Source organism: Bacillus mycoides, assembly GCF_018742245.1.
In the GTDB taxonomy this organism is placed as follows: Bacteria; Bacillota; Bacilli; order Bacillales; family Bacillaceae_G; genus Bacillus_A; species Bacillus_A cereus_U.
In genome coordinates this window covers 87,862-100,801 of sequence record NZ_CP036135.1, presented here as the reverse complement: position 1 = coordinate 100,801, position 12,940 = coordinate 87,862, and the positions used below count along the sequence as shown (strand labels likewise).

The window sequence follows — 12,940 nt, the reverse complement described above, 5'->3', positions numbered from 1 at the left end:
TCCCTATTTTGATAACTATATGTTCAACTAAGTAATTATTACACATTATGTAGTATGTCTATTAAGTTATAATCATTGTAAACTGATAATTGCTAAAAGTAAATATTTTGTCGAAAAATGTCATTAAAAACCCAATATCAATTCTTTTTTTATAAAAATTATAAAAAAAGAATTGATATTGGGTTGAGATTATATTAATATCTTTTGAGGATAGTATGTACTATTCACTAACTAATGAAGGATGTAAAAAAGAAGATATTTATTAAAATATACTTTTAAATAAACTTTGAATATATGGCTGTGTTAGGAGTGATTTGTTTGAAAAATAGATGGAAAGAGCTTTATTTATGTTCGTTTGCAATTATTGCAATGGGTTTTTTTGAAATAATTTATGATCATACTGCAGCTGAGCTTACTGAAGGGTTTTATTTGGGGAATTTAAAGATACTTACGGGCGTATTGTTTTTAATTTTTGCTTTAGTTTCTCAAACTAAACATAAAACTAATGCTAAACAGTTAGAAAGAGAGCAATCAAAGGAATATGATGAAAGGGTTGATTTAATAGATGGAAAAGCTGCACATATAACCATAAGTATTCTTATGGTTATGATTATTCTTATGATGTTTCTTTCAAAATGGATTATAATTCCGATTAATACTGGGCTATTTCTCATTATGATATGCTGTCTAATTACGAATACATTAGCTAAAAAATATTATAATAGTTTTCTTTAATTAGAAGATTTCTATGAAAAATAGAATAAAAGAGTTACGTTTGAAATATGGAATAACACAACAAGAGTTAGTTGATGAAGTATTTGTATCTTCAAGAACGATTATTTCGTTAGAAAAACAAAAATATTATCCATCTGTTTTATTAGCCTCTAGAATATCTGTGGTTTTTAAGTTATCGATTGAAGAGAAAGAATCAAGCAATATAGCAAAATACAACTAATGAATAGAGGTAAATATATTATGATGTTAAAACTATTATTTATACTTTTTGGAGTAGTCTTAGTATTATGGGGTATATATAAAATGAAAAAAGATGATGCATTTGTAGGAAAAACGCAAACAAGAAAAAACATTTTCAATCTCTTAATTTTAGGGGAGGCGTCTGGACTAGGGCAATTTTTAGGTGGGATACTGTGTATAATTTTAGGAATTGTATCTTTAATTATTAAGTAATTGGTGAAATTAAGGCATTAAGCTCCTTTTGTAGTTTGCGAATAATCGATAAAGGCGTACCGCCAGCGTTTTGGAAAAACCAAGTTTCTTAAATGAAAAATTCCCTAGCATACGATATTCGCCTTTGGGTTGGGAAGATATCAATTTCTTAGGAGAATAAAAGTTTGCTGGATTACATTCAACAAGTTTATGTTCCTTACGTCCTTTGAATATTAAAGAGCCGATTTACTCTTAACGGGGTAAACTCTGGCTCTTTTCTTGTCTGACTTTTCTTACCGTGGGGTTTTTCTGAAATAAATGTTAATTGCGAGGAGAGGATACTGGGAAGTGATGGATGCAATTATAGAAATTTGCATAAAATTTATTATGATTTATTGTATAGGCTGTTTTGGTGGTAGTTTGTTATGGAAAATGAAAACAGATTGAAAGGAAAGGAGATTCAATATGAGCCTTTCACCCCAAAAAAAGATGTTGCAGCGGGTTGAAGAAAAGGAAATGCCATACTGTAATGATGATCCATTGGCTATTGCAAAAGGGATTAGAAATGGATTTCTAATGATAATGCCATTTTGGTTAGTTGTATTGTATTTAGCTATATGAAAACTACATAACTACGAAAGGGTGAAAGAAATGATTGTTTCGAATGGAATTGCTGATATTCAAACGAAAAAGCAAGCACAGGAACTCGCAATGGAAATGACAAAACAAGTGATTCATGAAGGCGCTGGATTAACGTGGGTGAGAACTACACATTCATTTTTAAGTGGAGCAATCCTTTATATTAAGGATAAGCATAAAGAACAGGCTCATTTATCCGATTTTAAGGCGTTTGTTGTACAAGGTGAGAAGAATGACGGCTTTTTAGAATATAGCACTAGCCATTTGGAAAAGGATCATCCTTCTTATCATGCTTTTCAAATCATGTTAGCGTGTAGAGAATCGACGCGTGCTCTTTGTTCTTATCCTTTCTGGATTGTGTATGAGAGCAATAGAGAGGTGAGATAGCAAAATGAGTTTAATCATACCACATTATTTACTTGTATGCGGATGTTCGAAAGACAAAGTGTTACAGGCACATAAAAAAGCGAAAGAAATATTTAATCCGAAGGGTCAAACGAATAAATTGGTAAGTCAGTTGAGAAACGTTTCCTTTTTTGTACTTTGTGACGGCAGCCATCATAGATGGAAAAATGAAGATGAATATATGAAAACGAAAACGGCATATATTCGTTACCTTGTAGAGTCTGATATTCAGTTTGTAGAAATGGCAACACAAGAATTTATTTCTTGAAAGTATGCAAAAGACCCAAAAAAGCTAGAACAACATACTTATCATGTGGAAAGAAAAAACAGCGTATCATTAGTCAGCTGATCGATTGCGGATTTTACAAGGATGGAAGAAGACAACTCTATGGATTAGAGCCTTCAGAACTAGAAAAGCATCTAAAAAAAATTAAAAAGGAGCGAGTAATTCTTCATAGTTGATGCAAAGGAAGTGAGACTGTGGCATCTAATAAGTTTGAAAAAGAACTAGAGAAATCCACTAAAGTAGTTGTGAAAGGGTTGCGATTGGTATCGGTTACTTATGTATCAGCTGGAAGATGCATAAGTAAGAGTCGGAAAATTCAGTCTTATTTAGGTGGACCAGAAGAGAACTTGGATTATCTAGTCAAAGCGTTTCGAAGTGTATATAAAAACGCGAAAATTATAGAAAAAACGATGGAACACATTTCATTTTCACGTAATAAATTGTTTGGTGGTGCGGTTGGCGGGAAAATGAAATTACAGACGAAAAAGTCCTATCACTTACTTAATATAAAACTGATAAACTAGGGATACCGCCCCATGTCCATCAACTTAAAATCTTTACTATCCCCACGTTATTCTTTCTAAAAAGCTAAATAGAAAGGATGAAGTTTTTACTAGATTCTTAAGTTGATCAAAATATATGGTGCCTCCTAGGAGTTGATACATATGGAAAACAAGAGCTCATGTATATGCAATTTCAAAAAAATTAAACTACCAGAAGCTTAAATCTTATATCAAACACATAGCCGATTATCAACAAGAGAAAAGGAGCGGCGAGTATGACAACAATTTTAGTATTAGAAGATGAGATAACAATTCGTAATTTTATTACATTAAATATGAAGCGTGCTGGTTTCAATGTTTTAGAAACCGATACAGGTGAAAAAGCTCTTGAGCTTTTAGAAAATCATAATGTTGATATTGTAATACTTGATGTTATGTTACCAGGAATAGATGGTTTTCGAATATGCAAAAGAATACGAAAAGACAATGAAAAGATTGGTATTATTATATTAACGGCACGTGTTCAAGAGAAAGATCAGGTACACGGTTTGACAATTGGAGCAGATGATTATATTAAAAAACCATTTAGTATAATTGAATTAGTAGCACGTGTACAAGCATTGCTAAGAAGGGTAAAAGAAAATAAAAGGGATATGAAATCGATTCATTCGGGACCATTTCAGTTAGATCTTCTGCAAGAAAAATTATATAGGGATGAGATAGTAATTGATTTAACTCCAACAGAGCATATTATTTTACAATATTTAATGGAAAATTCCATAAAACCAATTTCACGTGATGAACTCTTAAATAAAATATGGGGTATAAGTTGTGTAGGTAACACAAAAGTAATAGATGTGAATATTAGTCGTCTTCGTCAGAAAATCGAACCTAGTCCTTCTGATCCTCAGTTTCTCCTTACGGTACGGGGAAAAGGATATAAATGGAAAGGAAGTAAACAATGAGGCGGAAAATTAGTTTGTGCTTTATCGTTTTTTGACAGAAGACTCCTTCCTCAAAAATGTGAAGGTGTGAAACACCAATTTTAGGTGGGAGATGAATGTCAGTAGGCGTAAGCCTACGTTTTTTGTATACTGTAGATATACTATGAAAAAGTGAGGTGCAACCTATGTTAGTAAATAAAGCATATAAATTTCGTATCTACCCAAATAAGAAACAAGAAATATTAATTGCTAAAACGATTGGTTGCAGTCGCTTTGTATTTAACCATTTTCTTGCTCTTTGGAATGATACGTATAAAGAAGCGGGAAAAGGATTAACCTATCCTTCTTGCTCTGCCGAGCTTACGCAATTAAAAAAACGACAAGATACGCTTTGGTTAAAAGAAGTAGATAGTACCGCTCTTCAATCCTCATTGAAAAACCTCGCAGATGCTTTTTCACGTTTTTTCAAGAAACAAAATGATATGCCGCAATTCAAGTCTAAAAAGAATAAAATACAATCCTATACAACAAAATGTATGTATCATTATAATTATATAAAATGATATTGTTAGAAGAATAATTAGGGCTAGAATACCAAGTGATATCACTTCTTTATTTAAAATCACATCATATATGATAGCTCCAACACAGATAAAAGAAAGGGGAGTTTTTTTGAAGTTAGGCTTGTTTCGGAATATAACCAGACATTTAAAATGTAAGAGTCCCTAGGGGAATAGGGACTCTTTAGTGGTAACCCTGTACATAGCTTGGGTGTGAATACTTTAACATTCTAACATATAGCTACCTTATCCGAAGGTAACAAAAGGTAACAAAAAATAATACATGTGACATATAGAATTTTATCGTTAAAAACGAATCGTGTGAAATAGAGAAGTTTTATATAAAAGGTTGGTTGTCTAATGAATGCAGAAATGTATAACACCAAGATACCTGGTAAAGAAAAAGAGAGAAGAAATGATTCAACTAACAAAACACTATTTTCTCACTTCCCCGGAAGTCATTCAAGTAAGTCAAGAATTAGAGAAGTTATTGAACATGTTACGAAAAGGTGAGTGCTATTTAAAAGATTATGTTGCGTGATCTGAAGAAATCTTATGTTTTCCACTTTGATTTACAGGGTAATATATAAAGTTTTTTGTATGCATTGACCTTGTTATACATAGTTAACGGTTTGTATTCCGGTAATCTATGAGATTGCTTGACACTTGAAATGACATACAATTCCAATATTGTTATGATTTTAATATACAGAAAAACAATGAAACTGGAGGCATTTGCATGGGTAGAAGTAAACCTATGAGAGAGGCATATTATATAAGGAATAACACTACAGGTAAAGGAACAGAAGTGAATTGTAAAAATGTCACGATGGAAATGAAAAACACTGGGACCTTTCATTGTATGGATTGTATGAGACAGGTGGTACATGCAGGAGGGGAAAATCCTTACTATAGATTACCTTCAAAAGATGCTGAACATGATGTGAATTGTGATAATTATCTTCCAATTGATGAAGTGTCGGAAAGTATCAGAATAATAGGAGAGAAATTGAAAATTAAGTTGAAATTACCTTTTTTCCACGAAAAAGAAGAAGAGAATAAAGGTGAAGCTGGAGTGAAAGGTGGAAAAGCCACTTCAACAGGCTTTAATCCGGTTAAAGTAGGACCAGTTAAAACAATAAAAGGTAGACATCTCTTTCATAAGAGGGGTCTACCTTTTATTATTTGTTTATAAGAAATCAACAGCGCTAAAGTGTCCTTATGGTTACTGGAGTTAATCATAAGGAGGTTATGTTTGCATAGGAACGGGATTAGGAATAGAGATGTTCCTATGCAATATTTTAAAAATAGCCCCCATTAGCATTGGGAGTTATTTATTTTATTTTAGCATAGTGCTCGGTAATATATAACTTGATGAATAATTTGTTACTTTTTTGTTATGTATTTTTCAATGAAATCGTTATTTGAATCAAATGAGGCCTTTAACAAGAAAATAAGGCATCACACATGTTTTTAACGGATTCATATTAGGGGTCTGTGTAGTAGTGGAACAAGAACAGCAATAGAGTTTAATCACATTATGTGGTAGCGCTACATCGCTATCAAGCCAAGGTTTTGAGGTACCCCCCTAAATGAAATTTTTCTTTCTCTACAGTTAGTTATTTTGGGAAGTTCGCTCATTTTTTGTTTTTTGGATGTTTACTTTTCTTAAGTTGATGGGCATGTATGATGACCCCTATTAGTTGATACGGAAGAAGAGAAAACAGAATATATAGAGGGTTATTACAAAAGTATTATGATTATGGAGAACGGAAAAAGGTGAAAGTGGAAATGTTCTTGGAAAATTATGTTAAGGGTGATGATCCGTGGGTATGCAAAGCATACGGAGTTTTATCATAAGATTTTTATTTACTTTATAGATAAAAGGGCTGAAGTAGAATAATATGTTTATAAAATGAAAAGGGCCCCTATTCCCTAGGGGCTTTTTGAGAGAGAACTTCACTAACTAACAAAATTAATTAGTGGGATACGGATTAATTTTAACATATAGATAGCTTATCTGAGGGTAACAAAAAGTTAACAAAGGAGATTTAAAAGAGTATATTGCGTGATCTGAAGAAATCTTGTGTTTTCCACTTTGATTTAAGGGGGAATGTTTTTTCTAATTTTTCAATTAAAATAGGATTCTTTGATGAACTAAAAATGATATATTCATTATTTGTATATTGATTATAGTATATGGTTATATCTGCGCATAAACATATAAGTGTAAATCCCGAAAAAAGTATATAAATTAGTTTCATACAAGCGAATTTATTGATAGTTCACTTATTAATAATAATTATAAAATAATATTGACTTTCAAATGAAAGGTGCTATCATTTAGTTGTGCTTAACTTTCACTCCTATGAGGTGATGAGAAGAGAGCAAAAATCAAATATGTTAATTTGTTTTAATAAGTTAATCAAATTATTTGCTGCTTAATTGAAATGGAGAGGGGAAACAAATATGGACACTAATACCAACGCTAATACTGGAGGATGCCCATTTAGTCAAGGTGGTGTTACTAGTAACAAATCTAGTGCTACGACTAATAGAGACTGGTGGCCAAACCAGTTGAACTTGAACATTCTTCATCAGCATGACAAAAAATCTAATCCTATGGGAACAGAATTTAATTATGCTGATGAATTTAAAAAGCTAGATTATGAAGCTCTTAAAAAAGATCTTCACGATCTAATGACAGACAGCCAAGATTGGTGGCCTGCTGACTATGGACACTATGGTCCAATGTTTATCCGTATGTCTTGGCATGCTGCAGGAACATACCGTACTGGTGACGGACGTGGAGGCGGTGGAACTGGTAACCAACGTTTTGCTCCACTAAACAGCTGGGCTGATAACGCGAACGTTGATAAAGCACGTAGATTACTATGGCCAATCAAGCAAAAATACGGTAACAAGATCTCTTGGGCTGACTTATTGCTTCTAACAGGTAACGTTGCTCTTGAATCAATGGGTATTAAGCCTTTTGGTTTCGGCGGTGGACGTGCAGACATTTGGCATCCAGAAGAAGACATCTACTGGGGTACTGAAACAGAAATGCTAGGGACTAACCGTTACTCTGGTGAAAGAGAGCTTGAAAATCCACTTGCTGCCGTTCAGATGGGTCTAATTTACGTTAACCCAGAAGGTCCAGACGGTAAGCCAGATCCAATTGCAAGTGCTCACGACATTCGCGAAACCTTTGGACGTATGGGTATGAATGATGAAGACACAGTTGCATTAATTGCAGGCGGACATACTTTTGGTAAGGCACATGGTGCAGGAGATGCTGCTTCAATTGGTCCAGAGCCAGAGGCAGCTCCAATTGAAGCACAAGGCTTAGGTTGGTTAAGTTCATATGGAAGTGGGAAAGGTGGCGACACCATCACTAGTGGTCTTGAAGGTGCTTGGACTGCTAACCCAACACAATGGGATAACGGATACTTTGATTTATTATTCGGATATGAATGGTGGTTGACTAAGAGTCCTGCAGGAGCATATCAGTGGATGGCTGTAGACCCTGATGAAAAAGACCTTGCACCAGATGCAGCAGATTCATCCAAGAAGGTTCCGACAGTTATGTTTACATCTGATTTAGCACTCCGTCATGACCCAATCTATGAGAAGATTTCACGTCGTTTCCATGCAAATCCAGATGAGTTTGCTGATGCATTTGTTCGCGCATGGTTTAAACTTTTACACCGTGATATGGGTCCTAAAGCAAGATATCTCGGTCCAGAGGTTCCACGGGAAGATCTTATATGGCAAGATCCTGTTCCAACTGTTGATTATGAATTAACAGAAGAAGAAGTAGAAAAAATTAAAGTACTAATTCTTGACTCAGGACTTACAATCAGCGAACTAGTTACAACTGCTTGGGCTTCAGCAAGCACATTCCGTGGTTCAGATAATCGTGGTGGCGCAAATGGTGCACGTATTCGTCTTGCTCCACAAAAAGATTGGGAAGTGAACCAACCGGAACAGCTTTCAAAAGTCCTTTCAGTACTAGAAGACATTCAAAGTCATCTTGAGAAAAATGTAAGTCTTGCTGACTTAATTGTACTAGGTGGAACTGCTGCGGTAGAAAAAGCGGCTAAAGAAGCAGGTTTTGATGTGACTGTTCCTTTCGCTCCAGGACGTGGTGATGCAACTGAAGAGCAAACTGATGCAGAAAGCTTTGACGTGCTAGAGCCTGTTGCTGATGGTTTCCGTAACTATCAAAAGAAAGAGTACAGTATTAGTCCAGAAGAACTTCTTGTAGACAAAGCGCAACTACTAGGCCTTACTGCACCAGAAATGACTGCCCTTATTGGTGGTATGCGTGCTTTAGGTACAAACTATGGCGGCACAAAACAGGGTGTATTCACTGATCGTGCAGGCACACTTACTAACGACTTCTTTGTGAACCTTCTTGACATTGGTGTAGAATGGAAGCCTGTAGACGGAGCTTTATACGAAGCTTTATACGAAGGACGTGACCGCAACACAGGTAAAGTAGTAAGAACAGCAACTAGAGTTGACCTAGTGTTCGGGTCAAACTCCGTTCTACGTGCGATTGCAGAAGTTTATGCACAAGATGATAACAAAGAAAAGTTTGTACGTGACTTTGTAGCTGCTTGGGTTAAAGTAATGAATGCAGATCGTTTTGACCTTAATTAACTGTTATTACGATTGATAAGAAAGAGTCACCTGAGATAAGCAAGCAGTCTTCTCAGGTGTGCATTTTAGCTGAAAGTATTGCCTATGATTATAACGATTACTAAAAAAGCAAAAAACTAATTAACGAATAGATAAAGATATTTTTATAAAACTATTCTCAACCATTATTCATGTTGGGTATTCGTTGTTCTGTGACGAATACCTATTTTTATCTCCAAGTAAGGAGGTTACATATTATGAAAGAGAAACTTTTTTCAGAAGATATTGCTATTTTAAAGAAACATGGATTACGTGCAACACACCAAAGAATGCAAATCTTACAAGCGTTTATTTAGACCCTCAGGGCTAAGTAAAGTGCCTGTCCGCAGCATGCAGTCTACTACATAATCGAACTAAAGGATCACTTGCCACCCGTTGGCTAATCCAAATATAAATTATAGCTAAATCTGAGCCAGAAAACTTACGCTTTCGCTTAATAAATCCAATTTTTCTTGATAATTGCTCTAAAAACACAGGTGTGATATAGCGCTGTAATTCTTCTGCGAACGATTTTAATTCCTCTTGAATCGAGAGATTCATAAAAACGTCACCCTTCCTTATAGATTATTAAGAAAGAGTAACGTTTTTTTGTACTTAGGGGTAGTAAAAATTCTTAAGTTAATGGGCATAGGACTGAATCCCTGTAAATCTCGATAGAGATTATAATGCAGCTATCAATATCAAAAATGAAGCAATACACCTATTAGCGTTCGCATAAATAGCAATAAAATAACCTTTGGAACAAGGGAATTAGTTCCGCTGTCTTAGGACTAATTCGTTAGCTATCAAAAGTAACAACTAACCATAAGTCTTATACTTTTTTTAATTACAAAAGTAGTTCCAAAACTTACAAAAACTATTTTTATTATTGAAAACATTTTAATATTGTTGTTAAGAAAACAAGCGTGGACCATATGGGAATTCAAAAGAATGTGGAAGCAGTATCATTTTCTGATGGGAATGAATTGAAAATTGAATCTTTACGCAAGAACCGAATGGCTTGGTTTTCGCACTCTATTTTCTTCCTGCAACCTCATATATCAAGTTATCAAAGAACTTCATATAGCTAGTTTATCAAAAGTTTTTGGCTATACCAAACCGAAATTCATCTCCCACCGACCGCTGGGCTATCGCCTTCACACACTTGAGGACGGAGAATTCTTTCGGTAAATTCATTAAAAATAATAATAAGATTATAAGAAACAACAATAAATTTTTAGAGATTATAGGAGTGTGTTAATAATGATCGTAACAACAACTAATACTATTCAGGGTAAAGAAATTATTGAGTATATAGACATCGTAAACGGTGAAGCAATTATGGGTGCAAATATCGTACGCGACATCTTCGCTTCTGTTCGTGACGTTGTAGGTGGCCGTTCTGGTGCTTATGAAAGTAAATTAAAAGAAGCTCGTGACATTGCGATGGAAGAAATGAAACAACTTGCAACGCAAAAAGGAGCAAATGCAATTGTTGGTATCGATGTAGACTACGAAGTGGTTCGCGACGGAATGTTAATGGTTGCGATAAGCGGTACAGCTGTACGTGTGTAAATAGATAGAAAAGTAGAAGCTAATTGGTGAACTGCACCTCCAATTGTTAGACATAACTAACAATTGGAGGTGCAGTTTTTTATGGCCAAATATTCTTTGAAAACGAAATTAGGTGCATAGAGGTTCTGGTGCAAAAAGATGATAAATAAAAAAGAATCAAGGATTCCTAACAACATCACCTGTTAAGCAGTTAATCCAAACGGCTGTTTGTTAATGTTTCCACTTAAATATATTCTCCTTTCCATACTAATCACACACATTTTATAGAGTAGTACTATCAGTATGTCCAAGTTTGATAGACCATTTCCATATACTTCAAAGTTTTTGTACCAGAACCACTTTTTTAAGCGTTCACTATTCGGGGTTCGGTTCAAAGATATAAGGGAGCTTTTCGCGTTTTAATTAAAATTATGTAAAAAAATTTGATTAACCTGTCAACCAAATTGAAAGTTAATCGTTATAAATATAGTAGGAGGGAACAGATGCGAGATGATGTTTTTCAAAAACGATTAAAGCAGTACCTAGCTTTTATTTTTAACTATTTATTAAAACTTGGAATATCTAAAGAGGATGCAGAAGACATTGTACAAGAAACAGCTTTAAAATATATTCAAAACTTAGAAGGTATTCCACCTGAAAAAGTGAAAAGTTGGCTGTTTAGAGTAGCTATAAACAGAAGTTATGATATTTTGAGAAGGGAAAAAAGAAAAGATAAGTTTTTAATTGAATTATGTATCTTAGAAAATCTTGAACCAGATTTACCTGAAGATTGTCTATTACAGGAAGAGAAGAGCGGTGAAATACAAAAAACATTAGATTTACTTCCTAAAAGGTATAGAGAATTTTTAATTCTAAAATATGTAGTAGGATTACGGTATGAAGATATATCCATTTTATTTGAAGTTACTACTGGAACTGTTAAAACAACGGTGTTTCGAGCTAAACAACTTTTTATTGATATATATAGGAGGGAACAAAATGAACATAAAGAATGATGAAAATCCATCTGAACTTTTTTTAGATGATAAGGAATTTGAAAAAACAATGCATAAAGGTAGAAGAAAAGCGATTATAAAAAATGTAGTTATTACTGGAAGTGTACTAATTGCATTATATAGTGGACTGACTATAGGGAACAAGTATTGGTTATCTGAGCGTCTGACAAAGGAAGATAATGCTACAGGAGTATGGTTATCTATTACTGAACCTAATATTGAGCAAAATGCATCATTTTATAATTGGAATTCTTTTTCCGTTGACGCAACTCACACGTATTCGAAAAAAATAGGAGAGCGTATCATACCTTGGGAATCGTCAACAGGACATTATAATCTTATTCGTTCAGAAAAAGGATCGTCTAATTCGATAAATCATTATAACGAAAAAAGAAAAAGCTGGGAAATTTATAACAGTCAGAATGGACAAAGAGAGCTTATTTTTTATCATCCGAAAGTTCAATATAAGCAAGTTCCTAATGATTTGAATTTACTTGATGACATAGGATCAAATAAATATGTTGAATATGCACTATCTTTTGATCGCCCTTATTCAATTAGTGAGGTTCAAAAACTTTTAGATAAACAAAATACAGAATGGCTTTGGATAGACACTGAATCAGATGAAGAGATACATAGTATCAATCAGCAGGAGTTTAAAGAAGAAGGAGGATCTTTTAGTCGTGGAAACATATATGGTTATCCGTATCATTCACAAAATGACTGGCAATCTCCTGAACTTTTTATAGATACATTAAAATCCCCTGAGTTTTATGGAGAATATGCTGATAAAGCAAAAGAAATATTAACAAAATTAAAAAAGAATAATCCTACATTAAACCCAGAAAAGGTGAAGATTATTGGAGCAGTAGTAACTGGTACTCCTGATGAATTAAAGAAATATCAAAATAAAGAATTTATTAAATCTTCTTCTCTCGGGGCCACAATAGACAAATATTAATGATTAGGTTTGTATGCCGGAAGTAGAATGAAAGGTTCTGATGCGAGAACTATAATACATTGTAAAAAAGGATAGGAGGTTCCTAATGGCATCTTCTGTTAAACAATTAACGCGAATAGTTTCTTGATGAAGATATTCTGATTTTGGACAGATCGACTCTGTAAATCAACTTGTTCTTTTTTGATAGACCATTTTCGTTTAGTTTGAAGTTTTTGCACCAGA

The 12,940-nt window shown here is 34.0% G+C and carries 15 protein-coding genes and 3 pseudogenes; 17 read left to right on the top strand and 1 reads right to left on the bottom strand.

Features of this window, described 5'->3' with window-relative positions; translation table 11 throughout:
• Positions 1-318 precede the first annotated feature (318 nt).
• The 13 genes and pseudogenes from EXW56_RS27190 (at position 319) to katG (ending at position 9,169) form a co-directional block, all read left to right on the top strand.
• Positions 319-735, top strand: coding sequence for a DUF2178 domain-containing protein (locus EXW56_RS27190; RefSeq protein WP_215597701.1), 417 nt, complete (start codon positions 319-321; stop codon positions 733-735).
• 13 nt (positions 736-748) lie between these two features.
• Complete coding sequence (locus tag EXW56_RS27185) at positions 749-955, top strand: helix-turn-helix transcriptional regulator (RefSeq protein WP_215597700.1); 207 nt, start codon at positions 749-751, stop codon at positions 953-955.
• A 20-nt stretch (positions 956-975) separates the two neighbouring features.
• Complete coding sequence (locus EXW56_RS27180) at positions 976-1,188, top strand: hypothetical protein (protein WP_002107126.1); 213 nt, start codon at positions 976-978, stop codon at positions 1,186-1,188.
• A 444-nt stretch (positions 1,189-1,632) separates the two neighbouring features.
• Complete coding sequence (locus tag EXW56_RS27175) at positions 1,633-1,788, top strand: hypothetical protein (protein ID WP_215558652.1); 156 nt, start codon at positions 1,633-1,635, stop codon at positions 1,786-1,788.
• A gap of 30 nt (positions 1,789-1,818) precedes the next feature.
• The gene (locus EXW56_RS27170; RefSeq protein ID WP_002107124.1) at positions 1,819-2,193 is read left to right on the top strand and encodes a hypothetical protein; all 375 of its coding nucleotides are present in this window, start codon (positions 1,819-1,821) and stop codon (positions 2,191-2,193) included.
• 4 nt (positions 2,194-2,197) lie between these two features.
• On the top strand, positions 2,198-2,479 hold the full coding sequence (locus EXW56_RS27165) for a hypothetical protein (RefSeq protein ID WP_215558651.1): 282 nt from the start codon (positions 2,198-2,200) through the stop codon (positions 2,477-2,479).
• Entirely contained in the window at positions 2,476-2,673 is a 198-nt protein-coding gene (locus tag EXW56_RS27160; RefSeq protein ID WP_078181894.1) for a Fur-regulated basic protein FbpA, read from the top strand. Before EXW56_RS27165 ends, EXW56_RS27160 begins: the two co-directional genes overlap by 4 nt.
• Before the next feature lie 18 nt (positions 2,674-2,691).
• Positions 2,692-3,021: a hypothetical protein gene (locus EXW56_RS27155; protein WP_252188365.1), complete on the top strand. Its 330-nt coding sequence runs from the start codon at positions 2,692-2,694 to the stop codon at positions 3,019-3,021.
• A 254-nt stretch (positions 3,022-3,275) separates the two neighbouring features.
• A complete protein-coding gene (locus tag EXW56_RS27150; RefSeq protein ID WP_215597699.1) occupies positions 3,276-3,965 on the top strand; it encodes a response regulator transcription factor in 690 nt (229 codons plus the stop codon).
• Positions 3,966-4,129: 164 nt separating this feature from the next.
• Positions 4,130-4,477, top strand: a pseudogene (locus EXW56_RS27145) (helix-turn-helix domain-containing protein); the annotation flags it as partial.
• Positions 4,478-4,868: 391 nt separating this feature from the next.
• Positions 4,869-5,045, top strand: a complete 177-nt coding sequence (locus tag EXW56_RS27140; RefSeq protein ID WP_215597698.1) for an aspartyl-phosphate phosphatase Spo0E family protein — start codon at positions 4,869-4,871, stop codon at positions 5,043-5,045.
• Positions 5,046-5,243: 198 nt separating this feature from the next.
• Positions 5,244-5,699, top strand: coding sequence for a hypothetical protein (locus EXW56_RS27135; protein ID WP_215597697.1), 456 nt, complete (start codon positions 5,244-5,246; stop codon positions 5,697-5,699).
• Between the two features lie 1,274 nt (positions 5,700-6,973).
• Positions 6,974-9,169, top strand: a complete 2,196-nt coding sequence (katG, locus tag EXW56_RS27130) for a catalase/peroxidase HPI (protein WP_215597696.1) — start codon at positions 6,974-6,976, stop codon at positions 9,167-9,169.
• A gap of 323 nt (positions 9,170-9,492) precedes the next feature.
• Here the strand turns inward: katG and EXW56_RS27125 are convergent.
• Positions 9,493-9,748: pseudogene (locus EXW56_RS27125) on the bottom strand (IS4 family transposase); the annotation flags it as partial.
• A gap of 103 nt (positions 9,749-9,851) precedes the next feature.
• On the opposite strand from EXW56_RS27125, the pseudogene EXW56_RS27120 reads away from it, so the two are divergent.
• The 4 genes and pseudogenes from EXW56_RS27120 to EXW56_RS27105 form a co-directional block, all read left to right on the top strand.
• Positions 9,852-9,926, top strand: a pseudogene (locus EXW56_RS27120) (RNA-guided endonuclease InsQ/TnpB family protein); the annotation flags it as partial.
• 524 nt (positions 9,927-10,450) lie between these two features.
• Positions 10,451-10,762 (top strand): heavy metal-binding domain-containing protein, encoded by a 312-nt coding sequence (locus EXW56_RS27115; RefSeq protein ID WP_000637485.1) that lies wholly within the window; start codon positions 10,451-10,453, stop codon positions 10,760-10,762.
• Positions 10,763-11,244: 482 nt separating this feature from the next.
• Positions 11,245-11,757 carry an RNA polymerase sigma factor gene (locus EXW56_RS27110; protein WP_097906007.1) on the top strand — a complete coding sequence of 171 codons (513 nt, stop codon included), beginning with the start codon at positions 11,245-11,247 and terminating at the stop codon, positions 11,755-11,757.
• Positions 11,741-12,718, top strand: coding sequence for an anti sigma factor C-terminal domain-containing protein (locus EXW56_RS27105; protein ID WP_097906008.1), 978 nt, complete (start codon positions 11,741-11,743; stop codon positions 12,716-12,718). The genes EXW56_RS27110 and EXW56_RS27105 overlap by 17 nt, the downstream gene beginning before the upstream one ends.
• The last annotated feature ends 222 nt before the right edge of the window (positions 12,719-12,940 follow it).

Excerpts from the sequence above, each read along its gene's own strand:
- EXW56_RS27185 (WP_215597700.1), top strand. The coding sequence starts at position 749 with ATGAAAAATAGAATAAAAGAGTTACGTTTGAAATATGGAATAACACAA.
- EXW56_RS27180 (WP_002107126.1), top strand. The coding sequence starts at position 976 with ATGATGTTAAAACTATTATTTATACTTTTTGGAGTAGTCTTAGTATTA.
- EXW56_RS27175 (WP_215558652.1), top strand. The coding sequence starts at position 1,633 with ATGAGCCTTTCACCCCAAAAAAAGATGTTGCAGCGGGTTGAAGAAAAG.
- EXW56_RS27170 (WP_002107124.1), top strand. The coding sequence starts at position 1,819 with ATGATTGTTTCGAATGGAATTGCTGATATTCAAACGAAAAAGCAAGCA.
- EXW56_RS27165 (WP_215558651.1), top strand. The coding sequence starts at position 2,198 with ATGAGTTTAATCATACCACATTATTTACTTGTATGCGGATGTTCGAAA.
- EXW56_RS27150 (WP_215597699.1), top strand. The coding sequence starts at position 3,276 with ATGACAACAATTTTAGTATTAGAAGATGAGATAACAATTCGTAATTTT.
- EXW56_RS27140 (WP_215597698.1), top strand. The coding sequence starts at position 4,869 with ATGCAGAAATGTATAACACCAAGATACCTGGTAAAGAAAAAGAGAGAA.
- EXW56_RS27135 (WP_215597697.1), top strand. The coding sequence starts at position 5,244 with ATGGGTAGAAGTAAACCTATGAGAGAGGCATATTATATAAGGAATAAC.
- katG (WP_215597696.1), top strand. The coding sequence starts at position 6,974 with ATGGACACTAATACCAACGCTAATACTGGAGGATGCCCATTTAGTCAA.
- EXW56_RS27115 (WP_000637485.1), top strand. The coding sequence starts at position 10,451 with ATGATCGTAACAACAACTAATACTATTCAGGGTAAAGAAATTATTGAG.
- EXW56_RS27110 (WP_097906007.1), top strand. The coding sequence starts at position 11,245 with ATGCGAGATGATGTTTTTCAAAAACGATTAAAGCAGTACCTAGCTTTT.
- EXW56_RS27105 (WP_097906008.1), top strand. The coding sequence starts at position 11,741 with ATGAACATAAAGAATGATGAAAATCCATCTGAACTTTTTTTAGATGAT.